Below are 19,641 nucleotides of genomic sequence, written 5' to 3' on the forward strand. Positions count from 1 at the left end.
TCGTCAAACCCCCCACGGAGGCCCCGCCATGGGCGCACGCACCTGGCCGAACCTGACGAGCGCCCTGCTGCGCGGCGAGGAGCTGGAGTCCGCCGACACCGCCTGGGCGATGGGCGAGATCGTCGCGGGCAACGCCACGCCGGTGCAGATCGCCGGGTTCGCGATGGCGTTGCGGGCCAAGGGCGAGACCCCCGGCGAGCTGGCCGGCCTGGTCGAGGCGATGCTGGCCAACGCCACCCTGGTCGAGCTGCCGGAAAAGACCCGCACCGACGCGGTGGACGTGGTCGGCACCGGCGGCGACCGGGCCAACACGGTGAACATCTCCACGATGGCCGCGATCGTCACGGCCGCCTCCGGGGTCACCGTGGTCAAGCACGGCAACCGCTCGGCCTCCTCCTCCACCGGCACGGCCGACCTGCTCGAGCACTTCGGCATCCCGCTCGACCTGGGCCCCGACGGGGTCTGCCGGACGGTCGCCGAGGCCGGCATCGGCTTCTGCTTCGCGGCCCGCTACCACCCCGGCATGCGGCACGCCGCGGTCACCCGGCGCGAGCTGGGCGTGCCCACCTTCTTCAACATGCTGGGCCCGCTGACCAACCCGGCCCGGCCGACGTCGGCCATGGTCGGCTGCTTCGACGTGCGGATGGCGCCGGTGATCGCCGCCGTCTTCGCCCGCCGCGGCGACAGCGCCCTGGTGGTACGCGGCGAGGACGGCCTGGACGAGTTCACCACCGCCGCGCCGACCCGGATCTGGATGGCCCGCTCCGGCGCCGTCGAGGAGCTCGTGATCGACTCGGTGGAGCTGGGCCTGCCCCGCAGCCAGCCGGCCGATCTCCGGGGCGACGACGTGACGTTCAACGCCCAGGTGGCCCATCGGGTGTTCGCCGGCGAGACCGGCCCGGTACGCGACGCCGTGGTGCTCAACGCGGCGGCCGCCCTCGCGGCGCACGACGGCTTCCCCGGCGACTTCAGGGAGACGCTGCGGGCCGGAATAGCCCGGGCCCAGGCCACGATCGACTCCGGCGCGGTGACGACCCAGCTGACCCGCTGGGTGGAGTCGGCGCAGGCGGCGAAGGCGGCCGAGGAGAAATAGCGACACGCCGCCGGTAATGCTCAGCGATGCCGGAGTTCCGTGGCAGCGTCTGAAGGACATTCGGGTAAATCCCAACCATAGGAGCCACCCGTGTCCGAACGCGAACTGCGCTGCGTCATCTGCGACGGCGACATGATGTTCGAGGTGCCGCCCTGCTTCGAGGGCCACGACGACTGCCCCGAATTGGTCTGCACCCGGTGCGGGGCCGCGGAGGTGGTCGCCCCCATCGTCGTCCATCTGTGGTGGAAACCTCAGGGTCCCCGCCGTGCCGTCGCTCCCCAGCAGCGCCGCGCCGCCTGAGACCCGCCTTAGCACACAACTCCGACACTGTTCGGGGTAGACCCTGGGCTCTGCCCAGACCCGGCCATCGCTGCGAAGATCAGCCGTTTGCGTGTTGGTTGCGGTGGGGCGGTGGGTGATCTCCTTGCGACAACATCCGTAGGGAATCTGATGCTGGGGTGGGGCGCAGCAAACACCGCTTGCGCCCCACCCCAGCATCAGATGGCGTTCGGCTGCCGTCGCAAGGAGATCACCCACCTACAGGTCGAGGTGTGCGGCGGCTCGGGCTGTGCTGGCGGGCGCTGGCTGCGTGCAGCACATCGGGGCAGGAGCAGAAACTCCCCACGGTCGGGTTCCGCGCCGCAGACCTTGATGCGTCCGTGTTCGGTGCGCGCACCAAAGCTTCATCCTTGCCGGGCCGGGCCCACCCCGATGCCTGGCCTACCGCGACGCACCATGACCACGTATCTGCCGGGTGCCCCTCATCCGAGAACGGCCCGCGCCCCCAGGCCCCCCGGGGTGCCCTATCTGGGAACGGCCCGCGCTCCCAGGCCTCCCGGGGTGCCCCGTATCCGAGAACGGCCCGCGATCGCCCCGCTGATGAGGAGAGGCCGGTTTTCGGTACCGCAAACCCCGCGGTGCCGAAAACCGGCCTCTCCTCATCAGCCCCAAAGGGGCGATCGCCCGCGGCGCCGAGGCCGACGGCGATCAGCCACCACATCCAGAACACCAGGCCCAGGCCGGCCACCGATGCTGCCAGGGCGATGCCGAACGGCCAGTAGCTGCCGGGGCTGAAGAAGCCGATCTCGCCGGCGCCCTCGGCGATCTCGCCGTCCTCGCGGTCTTCCGGGCGGGGCTCGATGCGCCGCGAGACGAACCAGAAGAACGTGGCGCACATCGAGCAGAGCAGGCCGGACAGGATCAGCGCGACCACGCCGATCCACTCCATGTGGCCGGTCGCGCCGTGCGTCCAGAAGCCGTACAGGGCGGCGGCGGAGAACAGGAAGCCGGCCACCCCGGCGAAGATTTTGTACTCGGTCTTCACGTCGCGCCCCCTACTTTCCCGAAGCCACGGGGTTGCTCTGGTTCCAGCTGTTCGCCTGGCGGCGCGTGTTCAGCGGCTCGGTGGTCACCGCGTACGCCTCCTTGCCGGTGAAGCCGATCGCCTCCATGCCCTGCTGGGTGGTGGCGCCGCTCTTCCGGGCGTTCATGTACGTGGTGAACTGGTCCTTCGAGACCGCGACCAGCTCGAACTGCATGAACGCGTGGTAGGTGCCGCAGAGCTCGGCGCAGCGGCCGACGTAGCGGCCGGTCTTGTCGAGGGTCACCTCGAAGACGTTGCGAACGCTGCCGGGGAAGACATCGCGCTTGAACAGCAGCTCGGGAACCCAGAAGGAGTGGATGACGTCCTTCGAGGTCTCCTCGAACCGGATCTTCTCCCCGACCGGCAGGACCAGCAGGGGGATCACGTCGGCCGAGCCGACGGTGGAGACCACCGTGTTCGCGTCCTTGCCCATGCCGTCGCGGTAGTCGAACTCCCACTGCCACTTGAACGCCGTGACCTGGACGACCTGGTCGGGGTTCTTGGAGAGCTTGTCCACGTCGGTCTGCACGATCGCGGTGAAGTAGAACAGCACCGCCACCACCAGGATCGGCGTGACCGTGTAGAGGACCTCCATCGGCATGTTGAACCGGGTCTGCACGGGCAGCTCGTCGCCGCGCTTGCGGTACCGGATGATGCACCAGAAGATCAGGCCCCAGACGAAGATGCCCACGACGAGCGCCGCGATGACCGCGGCGATCCACAGGTCGTACATCTTGTGCGCTTGCAAGCTGATGCCGGAGCTGGGCCAGCCGAAGTTGCCGAACGCGCTCCCGACGCTCTCCAGCGAACAGCCCGAGAGCAGGAACAGCAGCGCCGCGCCGCCGAGACCCAGCCCGGTGATCCGGACCGCCGCTCGACGCCGTGCGGCTGAACTCTTTGCGCCCACCTGCTTCTGCCTCCCTTAGCAGCGTCGCCCCGCCCGAAAACGGACACGGGCGGCAAGGCGTCACCGACGGTCGCACACTACTCGACCAGGCCCTACCGTCCGGTTCCGGGGGTCGGATCTTCAACGCTCGCGGAACCGGTCAACATTCGGACGATACCGTTCGCGGGGTGGAATACATGGGCGTTCCCGCCGGAGCGGCGGCCTACATGGACGCGGCGACCGCGGTTCCGCTGCACCCGGTGGCGGCGGAGGCGCTGGTAGCGGCGTTGGCCGATGGCTGGGCGGATCCGTCGCGCCTGTATGCCGCGAGCCGGCGGGCCCAACAGCTGAGTGAGGCGGCGCGCGCCGCGTTTGCGGAGGCATTGGGCGTACGGCCGGATGAAGTGTCTCTCTGGTCTTCGGGGACGCAGGCCGCCCAGGCCGCGGTGCTCGGTGGACTCGCCGGACGACGCCGCCAGGGCGACACGCTGGTCCACTCGGCCATCGAGCATTCGGCCGTCCTCCACGCGGCACACCGTCACGCGGCCCGACTGGCCTCGCAGGGGCCCGGGTTCTCCACGCCGTCCGTAGGACCGGGCGTCGGTAACGGCACAGCCATTGAGGTGGGTGTGGATCGTCTCGGGCGGCTCGACTTGGGAGCGTGGGACGAGGCGGTCAAGGCGCCGGGAGTGGCCCTGGCCAGCCTGATCAGCGCGAGTCACGAGGTGGGGACGGTGCAGCCGGTGGCGGCGGCGGCCGACTACTGCGCCGAGGCGGGCGTGCCGCTGTATGTGGACGCCGCCCAGTCGATCGGCCACCATCCGGTGCCGCCGGGCTGGTCGATGCTCAGCGCCAGCGCGCACAAGTGGGGCGGGCCGCCCGGAGTCGGCGTCCTGGTGGTGCGCAAGGGTGTGCGATGGATCTCACCGTACCCGCAGGATGATCTTTATCGCCCCGGCGCGACCGGCGCCCTCGACCTGCCGGCCGTGGTGGCCGCCGCGGCGAGCTTGCGGGCCGTGCTGGCCGAGGCCCGGGCCGAGGCGGTGCGGCTGAGCGCGCTGGTCGACCGGATCCGGGAGCGGGTGGCCGCGACCGTGCCGGATGTCGAGGTGGTCGGCGACCCGGCCGACCGGCTGCCGCACCTGGTCACCTTCTCCTGTCTCTATGTCGACGGGGAGGCGCTGCTGCACGCGCTGGACCGGGAGGGTTTCGCCGTCTCCTCCGGCTCGTCCTGCACGGCGTCGACGCTGCGGCCGAGTCACGTGCTGGAGGCGATGGGCGTGCTCAGCCACGGCAACGTGCGTGTCTCGCTGCACCGCGGCACGACGCCGGAAGAGGTCGAGCGCTTCCTATCCGTTTTGCCGGGAATAGTGCAAGAAATCAGGAAAGAAGCGGGCATGTGATCACGCTCGATTGCCTGGGTCAGAAGTGCCCGCTCCCCGTGATCGCCTTAGCCAAACAAATCCGAAATGTCGGAATCGGCGAAAAGGTCCGCGTGCTGGCGGATGACCCGGCGGCGGCGAACGACATCCCCGCCTGGTGCCGGATGAAGGACCAGGAGTACCTCGGGTCCCCCGAGGCGAACGCCTTTGAAGTCAGGCGAGTCAGCTGAGGTAGTCGACGACGGGCGCGACCGGCTCCCTGGCCAGGAACGTGTCCACCACCAGGCGCGGCCCCAGATACGGCTCGTACTCCTTCTGCCGCTCCAGCACCCGCACCCAGTCCGGGATGCCGTCGTGGTCGCGGGACGCGTACCGGGCCTCGACCCGGCGCCGGTGCTCGGCGTCGTCACCGCAGACCACCTCGACGACGCGCAGCCGCACGCCGAGCCGTTCGGCCAGCTCCACCCAGAGCTGGCGGGCCGCCTTCACCGGATTCACCGCGTCGATGATCACGTGGTGGCCGATGCGCAGCTGCACCTCGGCCAGCGCCGCCACGATCCCGTACGCGGCGTAGCCCGGCCGCGTCTCGGTGACCTCGTAGCGCTGCATCGTGAAATCGACGGTGTCGACGGGGAGCACCGCGGCGGGCAGCTCGGCGGCCACCCGCTCGGCGAGCGTGCTCTTCCCGACGCCGGGCAACCCGGCGAAGACGGCCAGCACCATGGCAGTTATGCCGGAAGGTACGACTTGACCTCGGCGGCCGCCGCGTCGCCGTACGAGACCGCGAACCGCTTCAGGAACTCGTCGCCGCGGATGTCGTACTCCTGCGGGCCGACCGACTCGAGGACGAGCGCCGCCACCAGCGAGCCCACCTGGGCGGCCCGCTCGAGGCCCAGCCCCCACGAGATGGCCGAGAAGAAGCCGGCCCGGAAGCCGTCGCCGACGCCGGTCGGGTCCTCGGGGATGACGTCCCGGGCGACCGGCACGTGGATCCGCTCGATCCCCCGGCCGGTGATCTCCACGCCGTCCTTGCCGAGCGTGGTCACCCGGATCTTGACCTGCTCCAGGACCTGGTCGGCGGTGAGGCCGGCCTTGGTCTCCAGCAGCGAGCGCTCGTACTCGTTGGTCAGCAGGTACTCCGCGCCGCTGATCAGGGTCAGCACGTCGCTGCCCTCCATCCGGGCGAGCTGCTGCGACGGGTCGGCCGCGAACTTGAAGCCGCGGGCGCGGCACTCCTGCGAGTGGCGGATCATCGCGTCCGGGTCGTTCGCGCTGATCAGCACCAGGTCGAGGCCGCCGGCCCGGGCGTCGACCGGGGCGAGCTCGATGTTGCGGGCCTCGGACATCGCGCCGGCGTAGAACGAGGCGATCTGGTTGAGGTCGTCGTCGGTGGTGCAGACGAACCGGGCGGTGTGCGCCACCTCGCTGACGTGCACCGAGCCGCAGTCGACGCCGTGCCGCTCGAGCCAGGAGCGGTAGTCGGCGAAATCCGCGCCGACCGCGCCGACCAGGATCGGGCTGAGGCCGAGCTTGCCCATGCCGAAGGCGATGTTGCTGGCCACCCCGCCGCGCCGGACCACCAGGTCGTCGACGAGGAAGGAGAGGGAGACCTTGTGCAGCTGGTCGGCGATGAGCTGGTCGGCGAACCGGCCGGGGAAATGCATCAGATGGTCGGTCGCGATCGAGCCGGTAACGGCGATCTTCATGTCGGCCCTCGAGGTTGGGGAACAGAACAGGGGGCGGGCTTACCAACGCAGCCTACCGGCACGTTACGCGACGCAGGCCGCCCCGTTAACGGGACGGCCTGCGGAGGTTTCGAGCTGTTAGGGCGATGTCAGTGGAACGAGTCGCCGCACGCGCACGAGTTCTGCGCATTCGGGTTGTCGATCGTGAAGCCCTGCGCGTCGATCCGGTCGGCGAAGTCGATCGTGGCGCCGGCGAGATACGGGGCGCTCATCCGGTCGACGACGACCTCGACCCCGCCGAAGTCGTTCACGACGTCGCCGTCGAGCGAGCGCTCGTCGAAGAACAGCTGGTAGCGCAGGCCGGAGCAGCCGCCCGGCTGCACGGCGATCCGCAGGCGCAGGTCGTCGCGGCCTTCCTGCTCGATCAGGGCCTTGACCTTCACAGCGGCGACGTCGGTAAGGATGACGCCGGTGGGCGCGGCGGCCTCGGTCGACTGAGTGTGCGCTTCAGTGGTCACTGCGTATCTCCCTGCAAGGGTCTGCGGTCTGCGGTCTTCTGCAGTACTAGCCAACGCTAGCCCTGTTTCGAATGATTCCCAATCCGGGTGGCTTACCTCTCACCTGCTCCACTGAACCGACAGGCGCTCGGCGAGTTCGCGCAGCCCACGGGCGGGCTCGGCGAGAGCTGTCGCTTCGGAGCCGAAGTGCTCGGTCAGGGACAGCGTCTCGGTGACTCCGGCGCTGGCGGCCTCACGGTAGCCGGTTTCGTTCCGGCCGCACACCACCACGCAGGGCAGGCCCCGGTCGCGGGCGCCGTTGGCGATGCCGGCCACCACCTTGCCGCGCAGCGACTGGTGGTCGAACGAGCCCTCCCCGGTGATCACCAGGTCGGCCGCGTCCAGCTCCTTCTCCAGCCCGATCAGCGTGCCGACCAGGCCGATGCCGGAGGTGACCCGGCCGCCGAGGGCGATCAGGGCGGCGCCGATGCCGCCGGCCGCGCCGCCGCCGGGGGCGACCTCCAGGTCGGTGAGCCCGAACGCCCGCTCGAGCACGCCGGCGAACTGCTCGAGGGCGGCGTCCAGGCGGAACACGTCCTCCTCGGTGGCGCCCTTCTGCGGGCCGTAGATCTTGCTGGCGCCGTGCAGGCCGGTCAGCGGGTTGTCGACGTCGGTGGCGGCGACGATCCGCGCCTGCCGCAGCCGGGGCTGCCCCTCCAGCGCGACCGCCGAGGTCAAATACATTCCGCCGTACGGGAGGGCGTTGCCGGCCACGTCGATCGGGGCGGCGCCGAGGGCCGCGAGCATGCCCGCTCCCCCGTCGTTGACCGCCGAGCCGCCCAGGCCGATCACCAGCTCGGTCGCGCCCGCCTCGACCGCCGCCGTCATCAGCAGGCCCAGGCCGTACGACGTCGTGGTGTTGGGGTTTCGCTCCTGCTTGGTCAGCAGGTGCAGGCCGCAGGCCTGGGCGCTCTCGAGATAGGCCGTGTTGCCGACCAGCAGGACCTCGCCGCGCGCGGGGCGGCCGAGTGGATCGACCGTCTCGACCGGCAGGAGCCGCCCGTCCAGCGCGCCGCTGAGCACCTCGACGAAGCCGGGGCCGCCGTCCGAGAGGGGCCGCTGCACGAGGAGATCATCCCCACCCCATCCGGAGGCGACGGCGGAAGCGACATCGGGGGCCGAAAGGGTGCCGGCGAACTTGTCCGGACAGATCAGTACGCGCACCCCATCAGTGTGGCAGGCCACTTTTGAGCGACGGTTCCGGCCGTGCCGAGCTGTGCAACTATGGCGGACGTGACGACCTGGATCGAGCCTGGCAATACCGCGACCGCGTTGCTGCTTCTCGGCCGTGGCAGCGATCCCGCCTCCGAGCGTGGCGTCGACTGCCCCGGCGATCTGCCCGCACCGAGCGACCCCGACCTGGTCGCCCGGGCCACCGCCGCCAAGGCCGCGCTCGGCGACCGCGTCTTCGTTCTGGGCCACCATTACCAGCGCGACGAGGTCATCCAGTTCGCCGACGTCACCGGCGACTCGTTCAAGCTGGCCCAGCAGGCCGCGGCCCGGCCGGACGCGGAGTTCATCGTCTTCTGCGGCGTGCATTTCATGGCCGAGAGCGCGGACATTCTGACCACCCCGGCGCAGCGGGTGATCCTGCCCGATCTGGCTGCGGGCTGCTCGATGGCCGACATGGCGGTGCTCGGCCAGGTGCAGACGGCCTGGGAGCACTTCGAGGACCTGGGCATCGCGGGTGACGTCGTCCCGGTCACGTACATGAACTCGTCGGCGGACATCAAGGGCTTCGTCGGCCGCAACAAGGGCGTGGTGTGCACCTCGTCCAACGCGAAACGGGCGCTGACCTGGTCGTTCGAGCAGGGTTCGAAGGTGTTCTTCCTGCCCGACCAGCATCTCGGGCGCAACACCGCCGTACTGGAAATGGGCTTTGATCTTGAAGATTGTGTGCTTTACGACCCGCACAAGCCGAACGGCGGCCTGACGGATCAGCAGCTGCGCGACGCCCGGATGATCCTGTGGCGGGGGCACTGCTCGGTGCACGGCCGGTTCACCATCGACAGCGTGCGCGAGGTGCGCGAGCGGGTGCCGGGGGTGAACGTGCTGGTCCACCCGGAGTGCCGGCACGACGTGGTGCGGGCGGCGGACCACGTCGGCTCGACCGAATACATCATCAAGGCGCTGGACGCGGCGCCGGCGGGCTCGTCGTGGGCGGTGGGGACCGAGCTCAATCTCGTACGCCGGATGGCGCTGGCCCACCCGGACAAGCAGATCATGTTCCTGGACCGGACGGTCTGCTACTGCTCGACGATGAACCGGATCGACCTGCCGCACCTGGTCTGGGCCCTGGAGGAGCTGGTGGCCGGCCGGGTGCCCAACCAGATCACGGTCGACGAGGACACCGCGCACCACGCCCGGGTCGCCCTCGACCAGATGCTCGCCCTGCCGTAACCCACAGTAACCGTATGACCGCCCGATGAGGGTCAACGGCTATGCGGTGTCTTAATCATCAGCATTTCACGGCGGTCTGGGCGATTGCCGACTTCCCTTATGGTCACGCAACGCTATGCTTCCTCGGTTGCAAGACCCCCTCGATCATCTTCGGGCGGCCTCGATCGCCCCCGGCTGGAGGTTACGTTGACCGACGATGTCCTGGTCGTGCACGGCGGTGCGCCGCTGCAGGGTCAGATCCGGGTCCGTGGCGCCAAGAATCTCGTCTCCAAGGCGATGGTCGCCGCCCTGCTGGGTGAGACGCCGAGCCGCCTCTACGACGTGCCGCGCATCCGCGACGTCGAGGTCGTCCGCGGCCTGCTGGAGCTGCACGGCGTCAAGGTCAGCGACGGCGCCGACGACGGCGAGATCGTGATGGACCCGACCAACGTCGAGTCGGCCAGCACCGACGAGATCAACGTGCACGCGGGCTCGAGCCGGATCCCGATCCTGTTCTGCGGCCCGCTGCTGCACCGGCTGGGCCGGGCGTTCATCCCGGACCTCGGCGGCTGCCACATCGGCCCGCGGCCGATCGACTTCCACATCCAGGCGCTGCGCGAGTTCGGCGCGGTCGTCGACAAGGCGCCCGAGGGCATGCACCTGAGCGCGCCGAACGGCCTCAAGGGCGCCAAGCTCGAGCTGCCCTACCCCAGCGTCGGCGCCACCGAGCAGGTGCTGCTCACCGCCGTGCGCGCCGAGGGCGTCACCGAGCTGCGCAACGCCGCCATCGAGCCGGAGATCATCGACCTGATCTGCGTGCTGCAGAAGATGGGCGGCATCATCACGGTGCACACCGACCGGGTCATCGAGATCCAGGGTGTGCCGCGGCTGCACGGCTATGCGCACAAGCCGATCCCGGACCGCATCGAGGCCGCCAGCTGGGCCGCCGCGGCGCTGGCCACCCGGGGCGAGATCGAGGTGCTCGGCGCCCGGCAGGCCGACATGATGACGTTCCTGAACGTGTTCCGCTCGATCGGCGGTGAGTTCCAGATCACCGACGACCGGGTCGGCCGGAGCGGCGTGACCGGCGCCGAGGGCGGCATCAAGTTCTGGCACCCGGGCGGCGACCTGCAGCCGGTCGCGCTCGAGACCGACGTGCACCCCGGCTTCATGACCGACTGGCAGCAGCCGCTGGTGGTCGCGCTGACCCAGGCCCGCGGGCTGTCGATCATGCACGAGACGGTGTACGAGCAGCGGCTGGGCTACACCGAGGCGCTCAACCAGATGGGCGCGACGATCCAGGTCTACCGGGACTGCCTGGGTGGCACGCCGTGCCGCTTCGGCCGCCGCAACTTCAAGCACTCGGCGGTCATCGCCGGCCCGTCCAAGCTGCACGCGGCCGACCTGGTGATCCCCGACCTGCGGGCCGGTTTCGCCCACCTGATCGCCGCGCTGGCCGCCGAGGGCACCTCCCGGGTGTACGGCGTCGACCTGATCAACCGGGGCTACGAGGACTTCGAGAACAAGCTCGCCGCCCTGGGCGCGCACGTCGAGCGCCTCTGACACCAGCCCGGCCGAGCCAACCCGCTACTCTCCTAGCGTGTCCTCGCTCTTTCGCCGCAAGCCCGCCGACGTCGCCTCCTCCGAGCCCGCCCCGGAGGAGGTGACCGACGCCGCGGCCAGGCCGAAGAGCTACACGCCGAGCAAGCGAGAGCTCGGCCAGGCCACGCCGAAAAGGCAGAGCACGGCGCGCAAGGTCAACGCGGAGGCTCCGGCGAACCGCCGCGAGGCCATGAAGCAGATGCGCGAGCGGCAGAAGGTCGAGCGGGCCGAGGCCGCCGAGGGCATGCGCGCCGGCGACGAGCGCTACCTGCTGGCCCGCGACCGCGGCCCCGAGCGCAAGCTGGTCCGCAACGTCATCGACTCCCGGCGTACGGTCGGCACCTGGTTCTTCGGCGGCGCGCTGATCGTGCTGGTCGGCTCGACCGTCCGGGTCCCGGCTGTCCAGCTGGCCAGCAACCTGCTGTGGGCGCTGCTCGCGATCGCCGTGATCGTGGACAGCGTCCTGATCTCCCGCAAGGTGAAGAGGCTGGTCAAGGAGCGCTTCCCGAAGACGCAGCAGCGGATGGGCTCCCTGCAGCTGTACGGCGTGATGCGCGGCCTGACGTTCCGCCGGATGCGGATGCCGAAACCGCAGGTCAACCTCGGCGACAAGAGCTAGGGCACGCCGGCCAGACGCAGCAAGGCGGCCGTCGCGGCGGCGGCCAGCACCACCACGACGAACGGCGCCTTGCGCCCGGCCAGCACGCCGCCGACCAGCACCCCGGCCGGGCGGGCGACGCCGGCGAAGTCGGTGCCGGCCATCAGCGCGGCCGTGCCGGCGAGGGCGGCGAGCAGCGCGGCCGCGGCCATCGCCAGCAGCCGCTGAAGGGCGTCGGAGAGCTCGAGGCGGCCCCGCAGCAGCACCCCGCCGAGCCGCATGCCGTAGGTCCCGACGCCGAGGGCGACGATCGCGGCGATCACCATGACCGGGGCCGTACCAGCGTGAGCAGGCCGACCAGCGCGCACAACACCGGCAGGCCGGCCGGCAGCACCGGCGTGAGCAGCACCGCCACCGCCGCGCCGGTCAGGGCCACGACGCGGGTGGTGCGGTCGCGCAGCGAGGGCATGATCAGCGCCAGCAGGGCGGCCGGGAAGGCGGCGTCCAGGCCCAGCGCGTTCGGATCCCCCGTCGCGCCGCCGAGCAGCACGCCGAGGGCGGTGCCGATGTTCCAGGACGTGAACAGGGTCGCGCCGATGATCAGGTAGACCCGGCGACGACGTACCGGATCGGTCTCGGCCAGGGTGAAGGCGGCGACCTCGTCGGTCAGCACGTGGCTGCCGATCACCCGGGTGCGCAGGCGGGGACCGAGCGCGTCGCCGACCGCCAGGCCGAACGGCAGGTGGCGGGCGTTGAGCAGCAGGCCGGCGAAGACCGCGGCGAGCGGGTTGCCGGCCGCGAGCAGGCCGACCGCGAGGAACTGCGAGCCGCCGGCGAAGACGACCGTGGACATCAGGAACGGCACCCAGGTGGGCAGCCCGTACGCGATGGCGATCGCCCCGAACGACGCGCCCACCGCGATCATGGCCGCCGCGATCGTCGCGGCGTCGCGCAGCAGGGCGCGATCCTCGACCGTTCGCTGTAGCGTACGCATGGTTTGAAATACTGAACGCCATACGGGCGTTCGTCAAATCGAACGAGCAGACTGATGGAGCGAACACATGCACCAGCCGGCGCCACCACTCGCCACGATCGCCGCGGCCCTGCGCCGCGAACGCGGGCGGGTCGGCATCTCGCTGGCCGAGCTCGCCCGCCGGGCCGGCCTGGCCAAGTCGACGCTCTCCCAGCTGGAGGCGGGCACCGGCAACCCGAGCATCGAGACGCTGTGGTCGCTCGGGGTGGCGCTGGGCGTGCCGTTCAGCCGGCTGGTCGAGCCGCCCACCGCGCAGGTCCGGGTGATCCGGGCGGGCGAGGGCCAGCGGCTCGAGGCGGACCAGGCCGACGTGCTGGTCAAGCTGCTCGCGGCCGGGGCTCAGGGCACCCGGCGGGACATCTACCTGATGGAGCTGGAGCCGGGCCAGGCCCGGGCGGCGGAAGCGCACATCCCGGGCAGCATCGAGCACCTCGTGCTGGGCGCCGGCCGGCTGCGCACCGGGCCGGCCGGCGAGGAGGTCGAGCTCGCGCCGGGCGACTACCTGACCTTCCCCGGCGACGTGCCGCACCACTACGAGGCGCTGGAGACGTCGTGGGCGGTGCTGGTCATGGAGCATCGCTGAGTGCCAAAAGGTCTTCTCGGCGCTACCGCTGGGTATTACGCCTCGGTAACGTGGCGACCGAGGAGGTCCGCGATGACCGCGACCCAGCGCAATGTCTCCGAGAAGCAGGCCCGGCAGGTGGCCGAGGCCGCACGCGAGTCCGAGTGGCGCAAGCCCAGCTTCGGCAAGGAGCTCTTCCTCGGCCGGTTCCGGCTCGACCTGATCGACCCGTGGCCCGCCGAGCAGCCCCGCCCGGACGCCGACGAGTTCCTCCGCAAGCTCGACGCGTTCGCCCGCTCCGAGATCGACGGGGCGCGGATCGAGCACGATGCGCGCATCCCGGACGAGGTCTTCCAGGGCCTGGCCCGGCTCGGCGCGTTCGGCATGAAGATCGACAAGGAGTACGGCGGGCTCGGGCTCACCAACCTGCACTACTGCCGGGCGCTGACCCTGGTCGGCTCGGCCAACGCGGCGATCGGCGCGCTGCTCTCGGCGCACCAGTCGATCGGCGTGCCGCAGCCGCTGAAGCTGTTCGGCAGCCCCGAGCAGAAGAAGAAGTTCCTGCCCCGGCTCGCGGCCGGCGAGGTCTCCGCGTTCCTGCTCACCGAGCCGGATGTCGGCTCCGACCCGGCCCGCCTCGGCACCACCGCCGACCCGGTCGAGGGCGGCTACCGGCTGAACGGCGTGAAGCTCTGGGCCACCAACGGCATCGTCGCCACCCTGCTGGTGGTGATGGCCCGGGTGCCGGACAAGGGGATCACCGCGTTCGTGGTCGAGGGCGACGCCGAGGGCATCACCGTCGAGCGGCGCAACGAGTTCCTCGGGCTGCGCGGCCTGGAGAACAGCGTGACCCGGTTCCACGACGTGTTCGTGCCCGAGGCGAACGTGATCGGCGGGCTCGGCAAGGGTCTCAAGATCGCGCTGACCACGCTGAACACCGGCCGGCTGTCGCTGCCCGCGATGTGCGTGAGCGCCGGCAAGCGGTCGCTGGCGATCGCCCGCGAGTGGTCGGCCGACCGGGTCCAGTGGGGACGCGCGGTCGGCAAGCACGAGGCGGTGGCCAAGAAGATCGCCTTCATCGCCGCCACCACGTACGCGATGGAGTCCACCCTCGACCTGTGCTGCATGATCGCCGACGACGACCGCAACGACATCCGGATCGAGGCGGCGCTGATCAAACTGTTCGCCAGCGAGATGGCCTGGCAGGTCGCCGACGAACTGGTGCAGATCCGGGGCGGCCGCGGCTACGAGACGTCCGCGTCGCTGCTCGCCCGCGGCGAGCGCCCGGCCGAGGTCGAGCAGATGCTGCGCGACCTGCGGATCAACCGGATCTTCGAGGGCTCGACCGAGATCATGCACCTGCTGATCGCCCGCGAGGCGGTGGACGCGCACCTGTCGGTGGCCGGCGACATCATCGACCCCGACGCCGGTCTCAACCGCAAGGCGAGGGCCGCGGCCAAGGCCGGCGGGTTCTACGCGAAGTGGCTGCCCACCCTCGCGGTCGGCAAGGGCCAGGCGCCATCGGCGTACGGCGAGTTCGGGCCGCTCGCCGGTCACCTGCGGTACGTCGAGCGCGCTTCTCGCAAGCTGGCCCGCTCGACCTTCTACGCGATGTCCCGCTGGCAGGGCAAGCTCGAGCGCAAGCAGGGCTTCCTCGGCCGGATCGTGGACATCGGCGCGGAGCTGTTCGCGATGTCGGCGGTGTGCGTGCGGGCCCAGGCCGAGCGCGGCCACCGGCCGGAGGGGGTGGAGCTGGCCGACCTGTTCTGCCGCCAGGCCCGGCTGCGGGCCGAGGCGCTGTTCGGCGCGCTGTGGGAGAACACCGACGCGGTGGACGTACGAGCGGCGCAGCGGGTGCTCGACGGGCGGTACGAGTTCCTGGAGGAGGGCGTGGTCGACCACCCGAGCGACCTGGCCTGGGTCGCCGCCTGGGAGCCGGGCGCGGCGACGGTCGAGGACGTGCGCCGGCGGATCCCTCAGGCGGAGGCGTAGAGCCGGGCCACCACGTCCTCGATGTCCGGCTCCACCACCGACAGGTCGCGGACCGAGGCGGCGGCCACCAGCGCGGCCACCGCCTCCCCGGCCGACGCCGAATCCAGCGCGAACGTGACCCGGTGCCCCTCCGCCTCGGCCGCCACGAGGGTCGCGCCGGGCAGCGCGAAACCGGACGCCAGCGGCCGGTCCAGGTCGACCACGAGGCTGCGACGAGAGCCGTACCGGGCGTGCAGGGCGTCGATCGTGCCGTCGTGCACCACCCGGCCGTGGTCGATCACCACGAGCCGGTGGCAGAGCCGCTCGATGTCGGCCAGGTCGTGCGTGGTCAGCACCAGCGTGACGTCCCCGGTCGCGCCCAGCTCGGCCAGGAACGAGCGGACCGCCTGCTTGCTCACCACGTCCAGGCCGATCGTCGGCTCGTCCAGGAACAGCACGCCCGGGCCGTGCAGCAGGGCGGCGGTCAGCTCGCCGCGCATCCGCTGGCCGAGCGACAGCTGACGGACCGGCGTGTCCAGGAAGGCGTCCAGGTCGAGCAGGTCCCGGCAGCGGCGCAGGCGGGCCTCGTGCTCGGCGGCCGGCACCCGGTAGATGTGCCGGAGCAGCCGGAACGACTCGCGCAGCGGCAGGTCCCACCACAGCTGGGAGCGCTGCCCGAAGACCACGCCGATGCGCAGCGCCAGCCGGGTGCGCTGCGGCACCGGGGTCAGCCCGAACACCGACACCTCGCCCGAGGTCGGCGCGAGCACGCCGGTCAGCATCTTCAGGGTGGTCGACTTGCCGGCGCCGTTCGGTCCGATGTAGCCGACCATCTCCCCGGGCTCGATCGTCAGGCTCACACCGTCCACGGCGGGGACCGTGCGTTTCTCGCGCCGCAGCCGGCCCGCTTTGACGCGTACGGTGAAATCTTTTCGAAGGTCCTGCATGCGAATCATGAGCCCGTACTCCGGTAGTGACGGATACCGATGCGCCAGACCAGGGCGGCGATGGCCACGGCGGGCACGCTGACCAGCGGCGCCGCGTAGCCGGCCCAGGCCGGCAGACCTAAGGGATCGGCGCGGTCCAGGAGCGCCAGCGCCGGCTGGTAGGAGACAAGACCGAAACCGAGTGCGTACGCGAAGACGCCGCGGAACCAATCGCTGTAGATCGTTATCGGGTACGAAGTGAAGTCGCGCCCACCGTAGGTGAAGGCGGCGCCCATCTCCCCCGACTCGACCCACCAGAAGGCCAGGCTGGCGGTCAGCACGAAGATCGCCCCGAAGAAGACGGCGGCCCCGATCGGCGCGACGACGGCCAGCGTGAGGCGGGTGGGCGTCCAGTGGACGTGGTTGACGACCAGCGCCGCCACGTACACAAAAATGCCGAAGGCCAGCCGCAGCAGCTTGCGCAGCGGCAGGTCCATGAAGATCAGCTGGGGCAGCACCCGCAACGGCCGGATCAGCACGGTGTCGAGGGTGCCGGCCCGCACGTACCTCTTGAGGTCGTCGATGTTCCCGACGACCAGGTCGGCGAGCACGAAGCCGGCCGCGGTCAGCCCGGTCATCAGCAGCGACTCGGCGAGCGTGAAGCCGCCGACCCGCGCGGTGGCCCGGTAGAGGACGAAGACGGTCACCACGTCGAGCACCGTGCTGCCCAGGTTGCTGAGCAGCTCGATCGCGAACGAGGTGCGGTAGGAGGCCATCGAGCGGGCCTTGCCGCCGAGCAGGGCGGCGTACGCGCGCAGCTCACCCACCCTGCACCACCAGCTTCCGCTCGGCGTGGCGCTGCACGGTTCTTGCCAGCGCCAGCAGGGCGATCGCCCAGACGGCCTGGAGCGCGACGAGGCCGGCCTGCTGGGCCGGCGGATCCCGCTCGACCAGCACGTCCAGCGGGGTCTACAGCAGGCCCGGGAACGGGGTGGCCACCCAGAGCGTCACCGCCAGCCACTCCGGCAGCAGGCGCAGCGGGAAGTAGAGGCCGCAGAGCACGCCCGAGCCGAGCGTCCAGAGCACGAGCGGGCCGCGGGCGTCGTGCAGCCAGTAGGCGGTCGCGTTGATCAGGAACCGGCACCCGAAGCTGCCGATCGCCGCCAAAAGGGTGGATATCGCGAACAAAGGGATGGTCTGCCAGCGCGTCGGCGTCGTCAACGTGAAGAAGATCGCCCCGACGATCACCGGCCCGACCATCCGGGTGAGCAGGGCGTGCCCGAAACGACCGAGATCGGCAGCCAGGTAAGCGGTCACCGGCGGGACCGGACGTAACAGATCGGACGCGACATCACCGGTCCGGATCCGGTCCGAAAGATCCGGTGGACCCCAGATGCCCACCACGGTGAGTAGCCCCTGACCCACCCAAACAAAGGTTGCCAGTTGCGCACCGTCATACCCGCCCGGGCGGCTCCCGGTCGCGCCCGCCGCCACGGCCAGCAGCACGTAGCAGCGGAGGAAGCCGAAGACTATGTTGGTGAACGATCCGGCTAAGGTGGCTTGCCGGTAGGTGGCGTACCGCCGGAAACCCGACCACACCAGGGCACCGAAAGTAGTGACGGAGGCGCGGAACGGACGACCGGGAGAGATCGTCAGCACGCTGGCGTATATCCCACCCACGCCGTTAATCTCCTTCCAAACCCCGCAGTGGAGCCGGGAGACTCTACCCGGGTCTCCGGACGGCCACCGCGCATTTTCTGACGTAGAAGTGGACGTGACCGTGACGGAGCGTTGCCAATCACCGGGCCTGTATCTGGGTGCCCGATGAACGGCTGGAGCTCTCAACGCGGGGACGACCGGTGGGGCGACGAGCCGGCGTGGGTCTACGAGATCACCTGGGAGTGGGAGCCGCAGACGCCGGGCCAGCGGTATCCGGGCGATCCGGGGCGGCGGAAGGCCGTGCATACGCCGGTTTATGAGGCGTCGCAGTCTGGTCGTGCTTCGGGGGCGGAGTCGGATTCGGGGCCTGGTCGTGCTTCGGGGGCGGGGCCCGTTTCGGGGCCTGGTCGTGCTTCGGGGGCGGGGCCTGGGTCTGCTTCGGCGTCCGCCTCGCGGGACGAGTGGACCGACTCACGGGGATATCCCCAGCGGAGTGCGCCGCCGCAGCGTGACGAGCCCGCGTGGAACCGGCCGGCCAGCATGGTTCCCGCGCCCGACCAGCGGCGTGGGTCGGCGCCGGTCTACGGGCGGCAGTCTGCCGAGGGTCAATATCCGCCGGCGGCTCGGGGGCAGTTCCGGCCGGGGTCGCCGGCGCCGGAGGGTGGGCGCGCCTCGGTGTCGCCGGTGTCCGGGCCGTCGGGGCGCCCGCAGTCGGGGCCGCCAGGGTCGCCGCAGCGGCCGGGTGTCACGCCGCCCGGGTCGCCGCAGCGGCCGGGTGTCACGCCGCCGGGGTCACCGCAGCGGCCGGGTGTCACGCCGCCCGGGTCGCCGCAGCGGGGGCCGCAGCATGGCCAGTCGGCGCCGCCCAGCGGACCGCGGCCGCCGGTCATGCCTGGGTCGCCACAGCATGCGCAGGGCACCCCGCCCGGGTCGCCGCAGCATGCGCAGGGCACGCCGCCCGGGTCGCCGCAGCACTCGCAGGGCACGCCGCCCGGGTCGCCGCAGCACTCGCAGGGCACGCCGCCCGGGTCGCCGCAGCGGCCGCACGCCGGTCCTGGGGCTTATGGGAGTGCTCGCCCCTATTACGGCGATTCGTCCGAGCGGGCTGGGCGACCGGTTTCGCCGGAATCCGGGCCGCACGTTTACGGCAGCGCTCGGCCGGCGCCGTCCGACGCCTTCCCGGCCCGGTCCGACGCGCAGCAGGGGCGGCGGCCTTCGGAGGCGCCGTTCGACCTGCGGCCGGCTCCCGAACTGGGGTCGCCCGCGCCCGCACGACCCGCCGCCCAGCCCACCCGGGTCACGCCGTCGCATCCGGCCACACCGCCGGCGCCGGCCTACCCGCCGGTGCCGGGACAGGCCCGCCCGGTCTCCGGCCCGGCCCAGCCCGGCCCCGCGGGCTGGCTACGTCCCACACACGCGGACCAGCCGGGCCCCTCCTACGCCGATCAGGCGCGCCCCACCCACGCAGAACAGCCGCGCCCCACGCACGCAGAACAGCCGCGCTCCACTTATGCCGACCAGGTGCGGCCCACCCCGGCGGAACAGCCGCGGCCCCCGCACGCGGAACAGCCACGCTCCAGCTACGCCGACCAGCCGCGGCCCACCAACGCCGACCAGGCGCGTCCCACCAACGCCGACCAGGCGCGTCCCACCAACGCCGACCAGGCGCGTCCCACCAACGCTGACCAGGCGCGCCCCACAAACGCTGACCAGGCGCGCCCCCCGGCCCAGCCTCGGCCGGAGCACCCGTGGGCGGCCACCGGGTCGACGCCGGCCGCCCCACCGCGGACCGGTCCGGCCGACTACGCGCGGCCGTCGTCCGGCTCGGCTCAGCCCGGCTTGGACCACCCGTGGGCGGTCCCGCCGACTCCTGCCGGGCCGCCGGACCAGCCACGACCGGTCTCCGCACCAAGCCAGGCCGGCCCCGGCTACCAGCGCCCGGTCT

General features: G+C 71.2%; 21 protein-coding genes and 1 pseudogene. 9 read left to right on the forward strand and 13 right to left on the reverse strand.

The genetic code is table 11. The annotated features are described in order from the left end of the window. Positions 1-28 precede the first annotated feature (28 nt). Both trpD and IH26_RS0149415 read left to right on the forward strand, forming a co-directional pair. A complete protein-coding gene (trpD, locus tag IH26_RS0149410) occupies positions 29-1,093 on the forward strand; it encodes an anthranilate phosphoribosyltransferase (protein WP_030443274.1) in 1,065 nt (354 codons plus the stop codon). Between the two features lie 90 nt (positions 1,094-1,183). Then, positions 1,184-1,393 (forward strand): hypothetical protein, encoded by a 210-nt coding sequence (locus IH26_RS0149415; RefSeq protein ID WP_030443275.1) that lies wholly within the window; start codon positions 1,184-1,186, stop codon positions 1,391-1,393. A gap of 667 nt (positions 1,394-2,060) precedes the next feature. Here IH26_RS0149415 and IH26_RS0149420 read toward each other — a convergent pair. Both IH26_RS0149420 and ctaC read right to left on the reverse strand, forming a co-directional pair. Further along, positions 2,061-2,417: pseudogene (locus IH26_RS0149420) on the reverse strand (cytochrome c oxidase subunit 4); the annotation flags it as partial. A gap of 10 nt (positions 2,418-2,427) precedes the next feature. Continuing rightward, complete coding sequence (gene ctaC, locus IH26_RS0149425; RefSeq protein WP_030443277.1) at positions 2,428-3,363, reverse strand: aa3-type cytochrome oxidase subunit II; 936 nt, start codon at positions 3,361-3,363, stop codon at positions 2,428-2,430. A gap of 176 nt (positions 3,364-3,539) precedes the next feature. Between ctaC and IH26_RS0149430 the strand changes: the two genes are divergently transcribed. Both IH26_RS0149430 and IH26_RS0149435 read left to right on the forward strand, forming a co-directional pair. Next, positions 3,540-4,745 (forward strand): cysteine desulfurase family protein, encoded by a 1,206-nt coding sequence (locus IH26_RS0149430; RefSeq protein ID WP_030443278.1) that lies wholly within the window; start codon positions 3,540-3,542, stop codon positions 4,743-4,745. Further along, positions 4,742-4,954, forward strand: a complete 213-nt coding sequence (locus IH26_RS0149435) for a sulfurtransferase TusA family protein (protein ID WP_030443279.1) — start codon at positions 4,742-4,744, stop codon at positions 4,952-4,954. Before IH26_RS0149430 ends, IH26_RS0149435 begins: the two co-directional genes overlap by 4 nt. Here IH26_RS0149435 and IH26_RS0149440 read toward each other — a convergent pair. The 4 genes from IH26_RS0149440 to IH26_RS0149455 all read right to left on the reverse strand — a co-directional run bounded on the left by IH26_RS0149440 (position 4,947) and on the right by IH26_RS0149455 (position 8,130). Beyond that, positions 4,947-5,447, reverse strand: coding sequence for a P-loop nucleotide/nucleoside kinase family protein (locus IH26_RS0149440; RefSeq protein WP_030443280.1), 501 nt, complete (start codon positions 5,445-5,447; stop codon positions 4,947-4,949). The two genes, IH26_RS0149435 and IH26_RS0149440, sit on opposite strands and share 8 nt — an antisense overlap. Before the next feature lie 5 nt (positions 5,448-5,452). Further along, a complete protein-coding gene (locus IH26_RS0149445) occupies positions 5,453-6,430 on the reverse strand; it encodes a carbohydrate kinase family protein (protein ID WP_030443281.1) in 978 nt (325 codons plus the stop codon). 128 nt (positions 6,431-6,558) lie between these two features. Further along, entirely contained in the window at positions 6,559-6,927 is a 369-nt protein-coding gene (erpA, locus tag IH26_RS0149450; protein WP_030443282.1) for an iron-sulfur cluster insertion protein ErpA, read from the reverse strand. A gap of 99 nt (positions 6,928-7,026) precedes the next feature. Further along, a complete protein-coding gene (locus IH26_RS0149455; protein WP_030443283.1) occupies positions 7,027-8,130 on the reverse strand; it encodes a glycerate kinase family protein in 1,104 nt (367 codons plus the stop codon). Positions 8,131-8,190: 60 nt separating this feature from the next. On the opposite strand from IH26_RS0149455, the gene nadA reads away from it, so the two are divergent. The 3 genes from nadA (at position 8,191) to IH26_RS0149470 (ending at position 11,566) form a co-directional block, all read left to right on the forward strand. Further along, entirely contained in the window at positions 8,191-9,366 is a 1,176-nt protein-coding gene (nadA, locus tag IH26_RS0149460) for a quinolinate synthase NadA (protein ID WP_030443284.1), read from the forward strand. 186 nt (positions 9,367-9,552) lie between these two features. Next, the gene (murA, locus tag IH26_RS0149465; RefSeq protein ID WP_030443285.1) at positions 9,553-10,908 is read left to right on the forward strand and encodes a UDP-N-acetylglucosamine 1-carboxyvinyltransferase; all 1,356 of its coding nucleotides are present in this window, start codon (positions 9,553-9,555) and stop codon (positions 10,906-10,908) included. Between the two features lie 37 nt (positions 10,909-10,945). Then, on the forward strand, positions 10,946-11,566 hold the full coding sequence (locus IH26_RS0149470; protein WP_030443286.1) for a DUF3043 domain-containing protein: 621 nt from the start codon (positions 10,946-10,948) through the stop codon (positions 11,564-11,566). Here IH26_RS0149470 and IH26_RS0149475 read toward each other — a convergent pair. Continuing rightward, entirely contained in the window at positions 11,563-11,871 is a 309-nt protein-coding gene (locus tag IH26_RS0149475) for an AzlD domain-containing protein (RefSeq protein ID WP_030443287.1), read from the reverse strand. The two genes, IH26_RS0149470 and IH26_RS0149475, sit on opposite strands and share 4 nt — an antisense overlap. Next, positions 11,865-12,539 (reverse strand): AzlC family ABC transporter permease, encoded by a 675-nt coding sequence (locus IH26_RS0149480; protein ID WP_030443288.1) that lies wholly within the window; start codon positions 12,537-12,539, stop codon positions 11,865-11,867. Before IH26_RS0149480 ends, IH26_RS0149475 begins: the two co-directional genes overlap by 7 nt. Before the next feature lie 67 nt (positions 12,540-12,606). Here IH26_RS0149480 and IH26_RS0149485 point away from each other — a divergent pair, with 67 nt between their 5' ends. Both IH26_RS0149485 and IH26_RS0149490 read left to right on the forward strand, forming a co-directional pair. Further along, positions 12,607-13,161: a helix-turn-helix domain-containing protein gene (locus IH26_RS0149485; RefSeq protein ID WP_030443289.1), complete on the forward strand. Its 555-nt coding sequence runs from the start codon at positions 12,607-12,609 to the stop codon at positions 13,159-13,161. 72 nt (positions 13,162-13,233) lie between these two features. Then, positions 13,234-15,132 (forward strand): acyl-CoA dehydrogenase family protein, encoded by a 1,899-nt coding sequence (locus tag IH26_RS0149490; protein ID WP_030443290.1) that lies wholly within the window; start codon positions 13,234-13,236, stop codon positions 15,130-15,132. On the opposite strand, the gene IH26_RS0149495 is transcribed toward IH26_RS0149490, so the two are convergent. The 5 genes from IH26_RS0149495 to IH26_RS60800 all read right to left on the reverse strand — a co-directional run bounded on the left by IH26_RS0149495 (position 15,117) and on the right by IH26_RS60800 (position 18,586). Then, the gene (locus IH26_RS0149495; protein ID WP_030443291.1) at positions 15,117-16,067 is read right to left on the reverse strand and encodes an ABC transporter ATP-binding protein; all 951 of its coding nucleotides are present in this window, start codon (positions 16,065-16,067) and stop codon (positions 15,117-15,119) included. The genes IH26_RS0149490 and IH26_RS0149495 overlap by 16 nt on opposite strands. Next, entirely contained in the window at positions 16,064-16,864 is an 801-nt protein-coding gene (locus tag IH26_RS0149500) for an ABC transporter permease (protein WP_030443292.1), read from the reverse strand. The genes IH26_RS0149495 and IH26_RS0149500 overlap by 4 nt, the downstream gene beginning before the upstream one ends. Continuing rightward, entirely contained in the window at positions 16,857-16,994 is a 138-nt protein-coding gene (locus IH26_RS63645) for a hypothetical protein (protein ID WP_245666040.1), read from the reverse strand. Before IH26_RS63645 ends, IH26_RS0149500 begins: the two co-directional genes overlap by 8 nt. Positions 16,995-17,006: 12 nt before the next feature. Further along, a complete protein-coding gene (locus tag IH26_RS54985; protein WP_245666041.1) occupies positions 17,007-17,717 on the reverse strand; it encodes an ABC transporter permease in 711 nt (236 codons plus the stop codon). Positions 17,718-18,301: 584 nt separating this feature from the next. After that, the gene (locus IH26_RS60800) at positions 18,302-18,586 is read right to left on the reverse strand and encodes a hypothetical protein (RefSeq protein WP_157437820.1); all 285 of its coding nucleotides are present in this window, start codon (positions 18,584-18,586) and stop codon (positions 18,302-18,304) included. Between the last annotated feature and the right edge of the window lie 1,055 nt (positions 18,587-19,641).

This window comes from Actinoplanes subtropicus, from assembly GCF_000721705.1.
Classification (GTDB): Bacteria; Actinomycetota; Actinomycetes; order Mycobacteriales; family Micromonosporaceae; genus Actinoplanes; species Actinoplanes subtropicus.

Excerpts from the sequence above, each read along its gene's own strand:
- nadA (WP_030443284.1), top strand. The coding sequence starts at position 8,191 with ATGGCGGACGTGACGACCTGGATCGAGCCTGGCAATACCGCGACCGCG.
- IH26_RS0149430 (WP_030443278.1), top strand. The coding sequence starts at position 3,540 with ATGGGCGTTCCCGCCGGAGCGGCGGCCTACATGGACGCGGCGACCGCG.
- IH26_RS0149440 (WP_030443280.1), bottom strand. The coding sequence starts at position 5,447 with ATGGTGCTGGCCGTCTTCGCCGGGTTGCCCGGCGTCGGGAAGAGCACG.
- IH26_RS0149475 (WP_030443287.1), bottom strand. The coding sequence starts at position 11,871 with ATGGTGATCGCCGCGATCGTCGCCCTCGGCGTCGGGACCTACGGCATG.
- IH26_RS0149445 (WP_030443281.1), bottom strand. The coding sequence starts at position 6,430 with ATGAAGATCGCCGTTACCGGCTCGATCGCGACCGACCATCTGATGCAT.
- trpD (WP_030443274.1), top strand. The coding sequence starts at position 29 with ATGGGCGCACGCACCTGGCCGAACCTGACGAGCGCCCTGCTGCGCGGC.
- IH26_RS60800 (WP_157437820.1), bottom strand. The coding sequence starts at position 18,586 with ATGACCGGCGGCCGCGGTCCGCTGGGCGGCGCCGACTGGCCATGCTGC.
- IH26_RS0149485 (WP_030443289.1), top strand. The coding sequence starts at position 12,607 with ATGCACCAGCCGGCGCCACCACTCGCCACGATCGCCGCGGCCCTGCGC.
- IH26_RS0149490 (WP_030443290.1), top strand. The coding sequence starts at position 13,234 with ATGACCGCGACCCAGCGCAATGTCTCCGAGAAGCAGGCCCGGCAGGTG.
- IH26_RS0149495 (WP_030443291.1), bottom strand. The coding sequence starts at position 16,067 with ATGATTCGCATGCAGGACCTTCGAAAAGATTTCACCGTACGCGTCAAA.
- IH26_RS0149480 (WP_030443288.1), bottom strand. The coding sequence starts at position 12,539 with ATGCGTACGCTACAGCGAACGGTCGAGGATCGCGCCCTGCTGCGCGAC.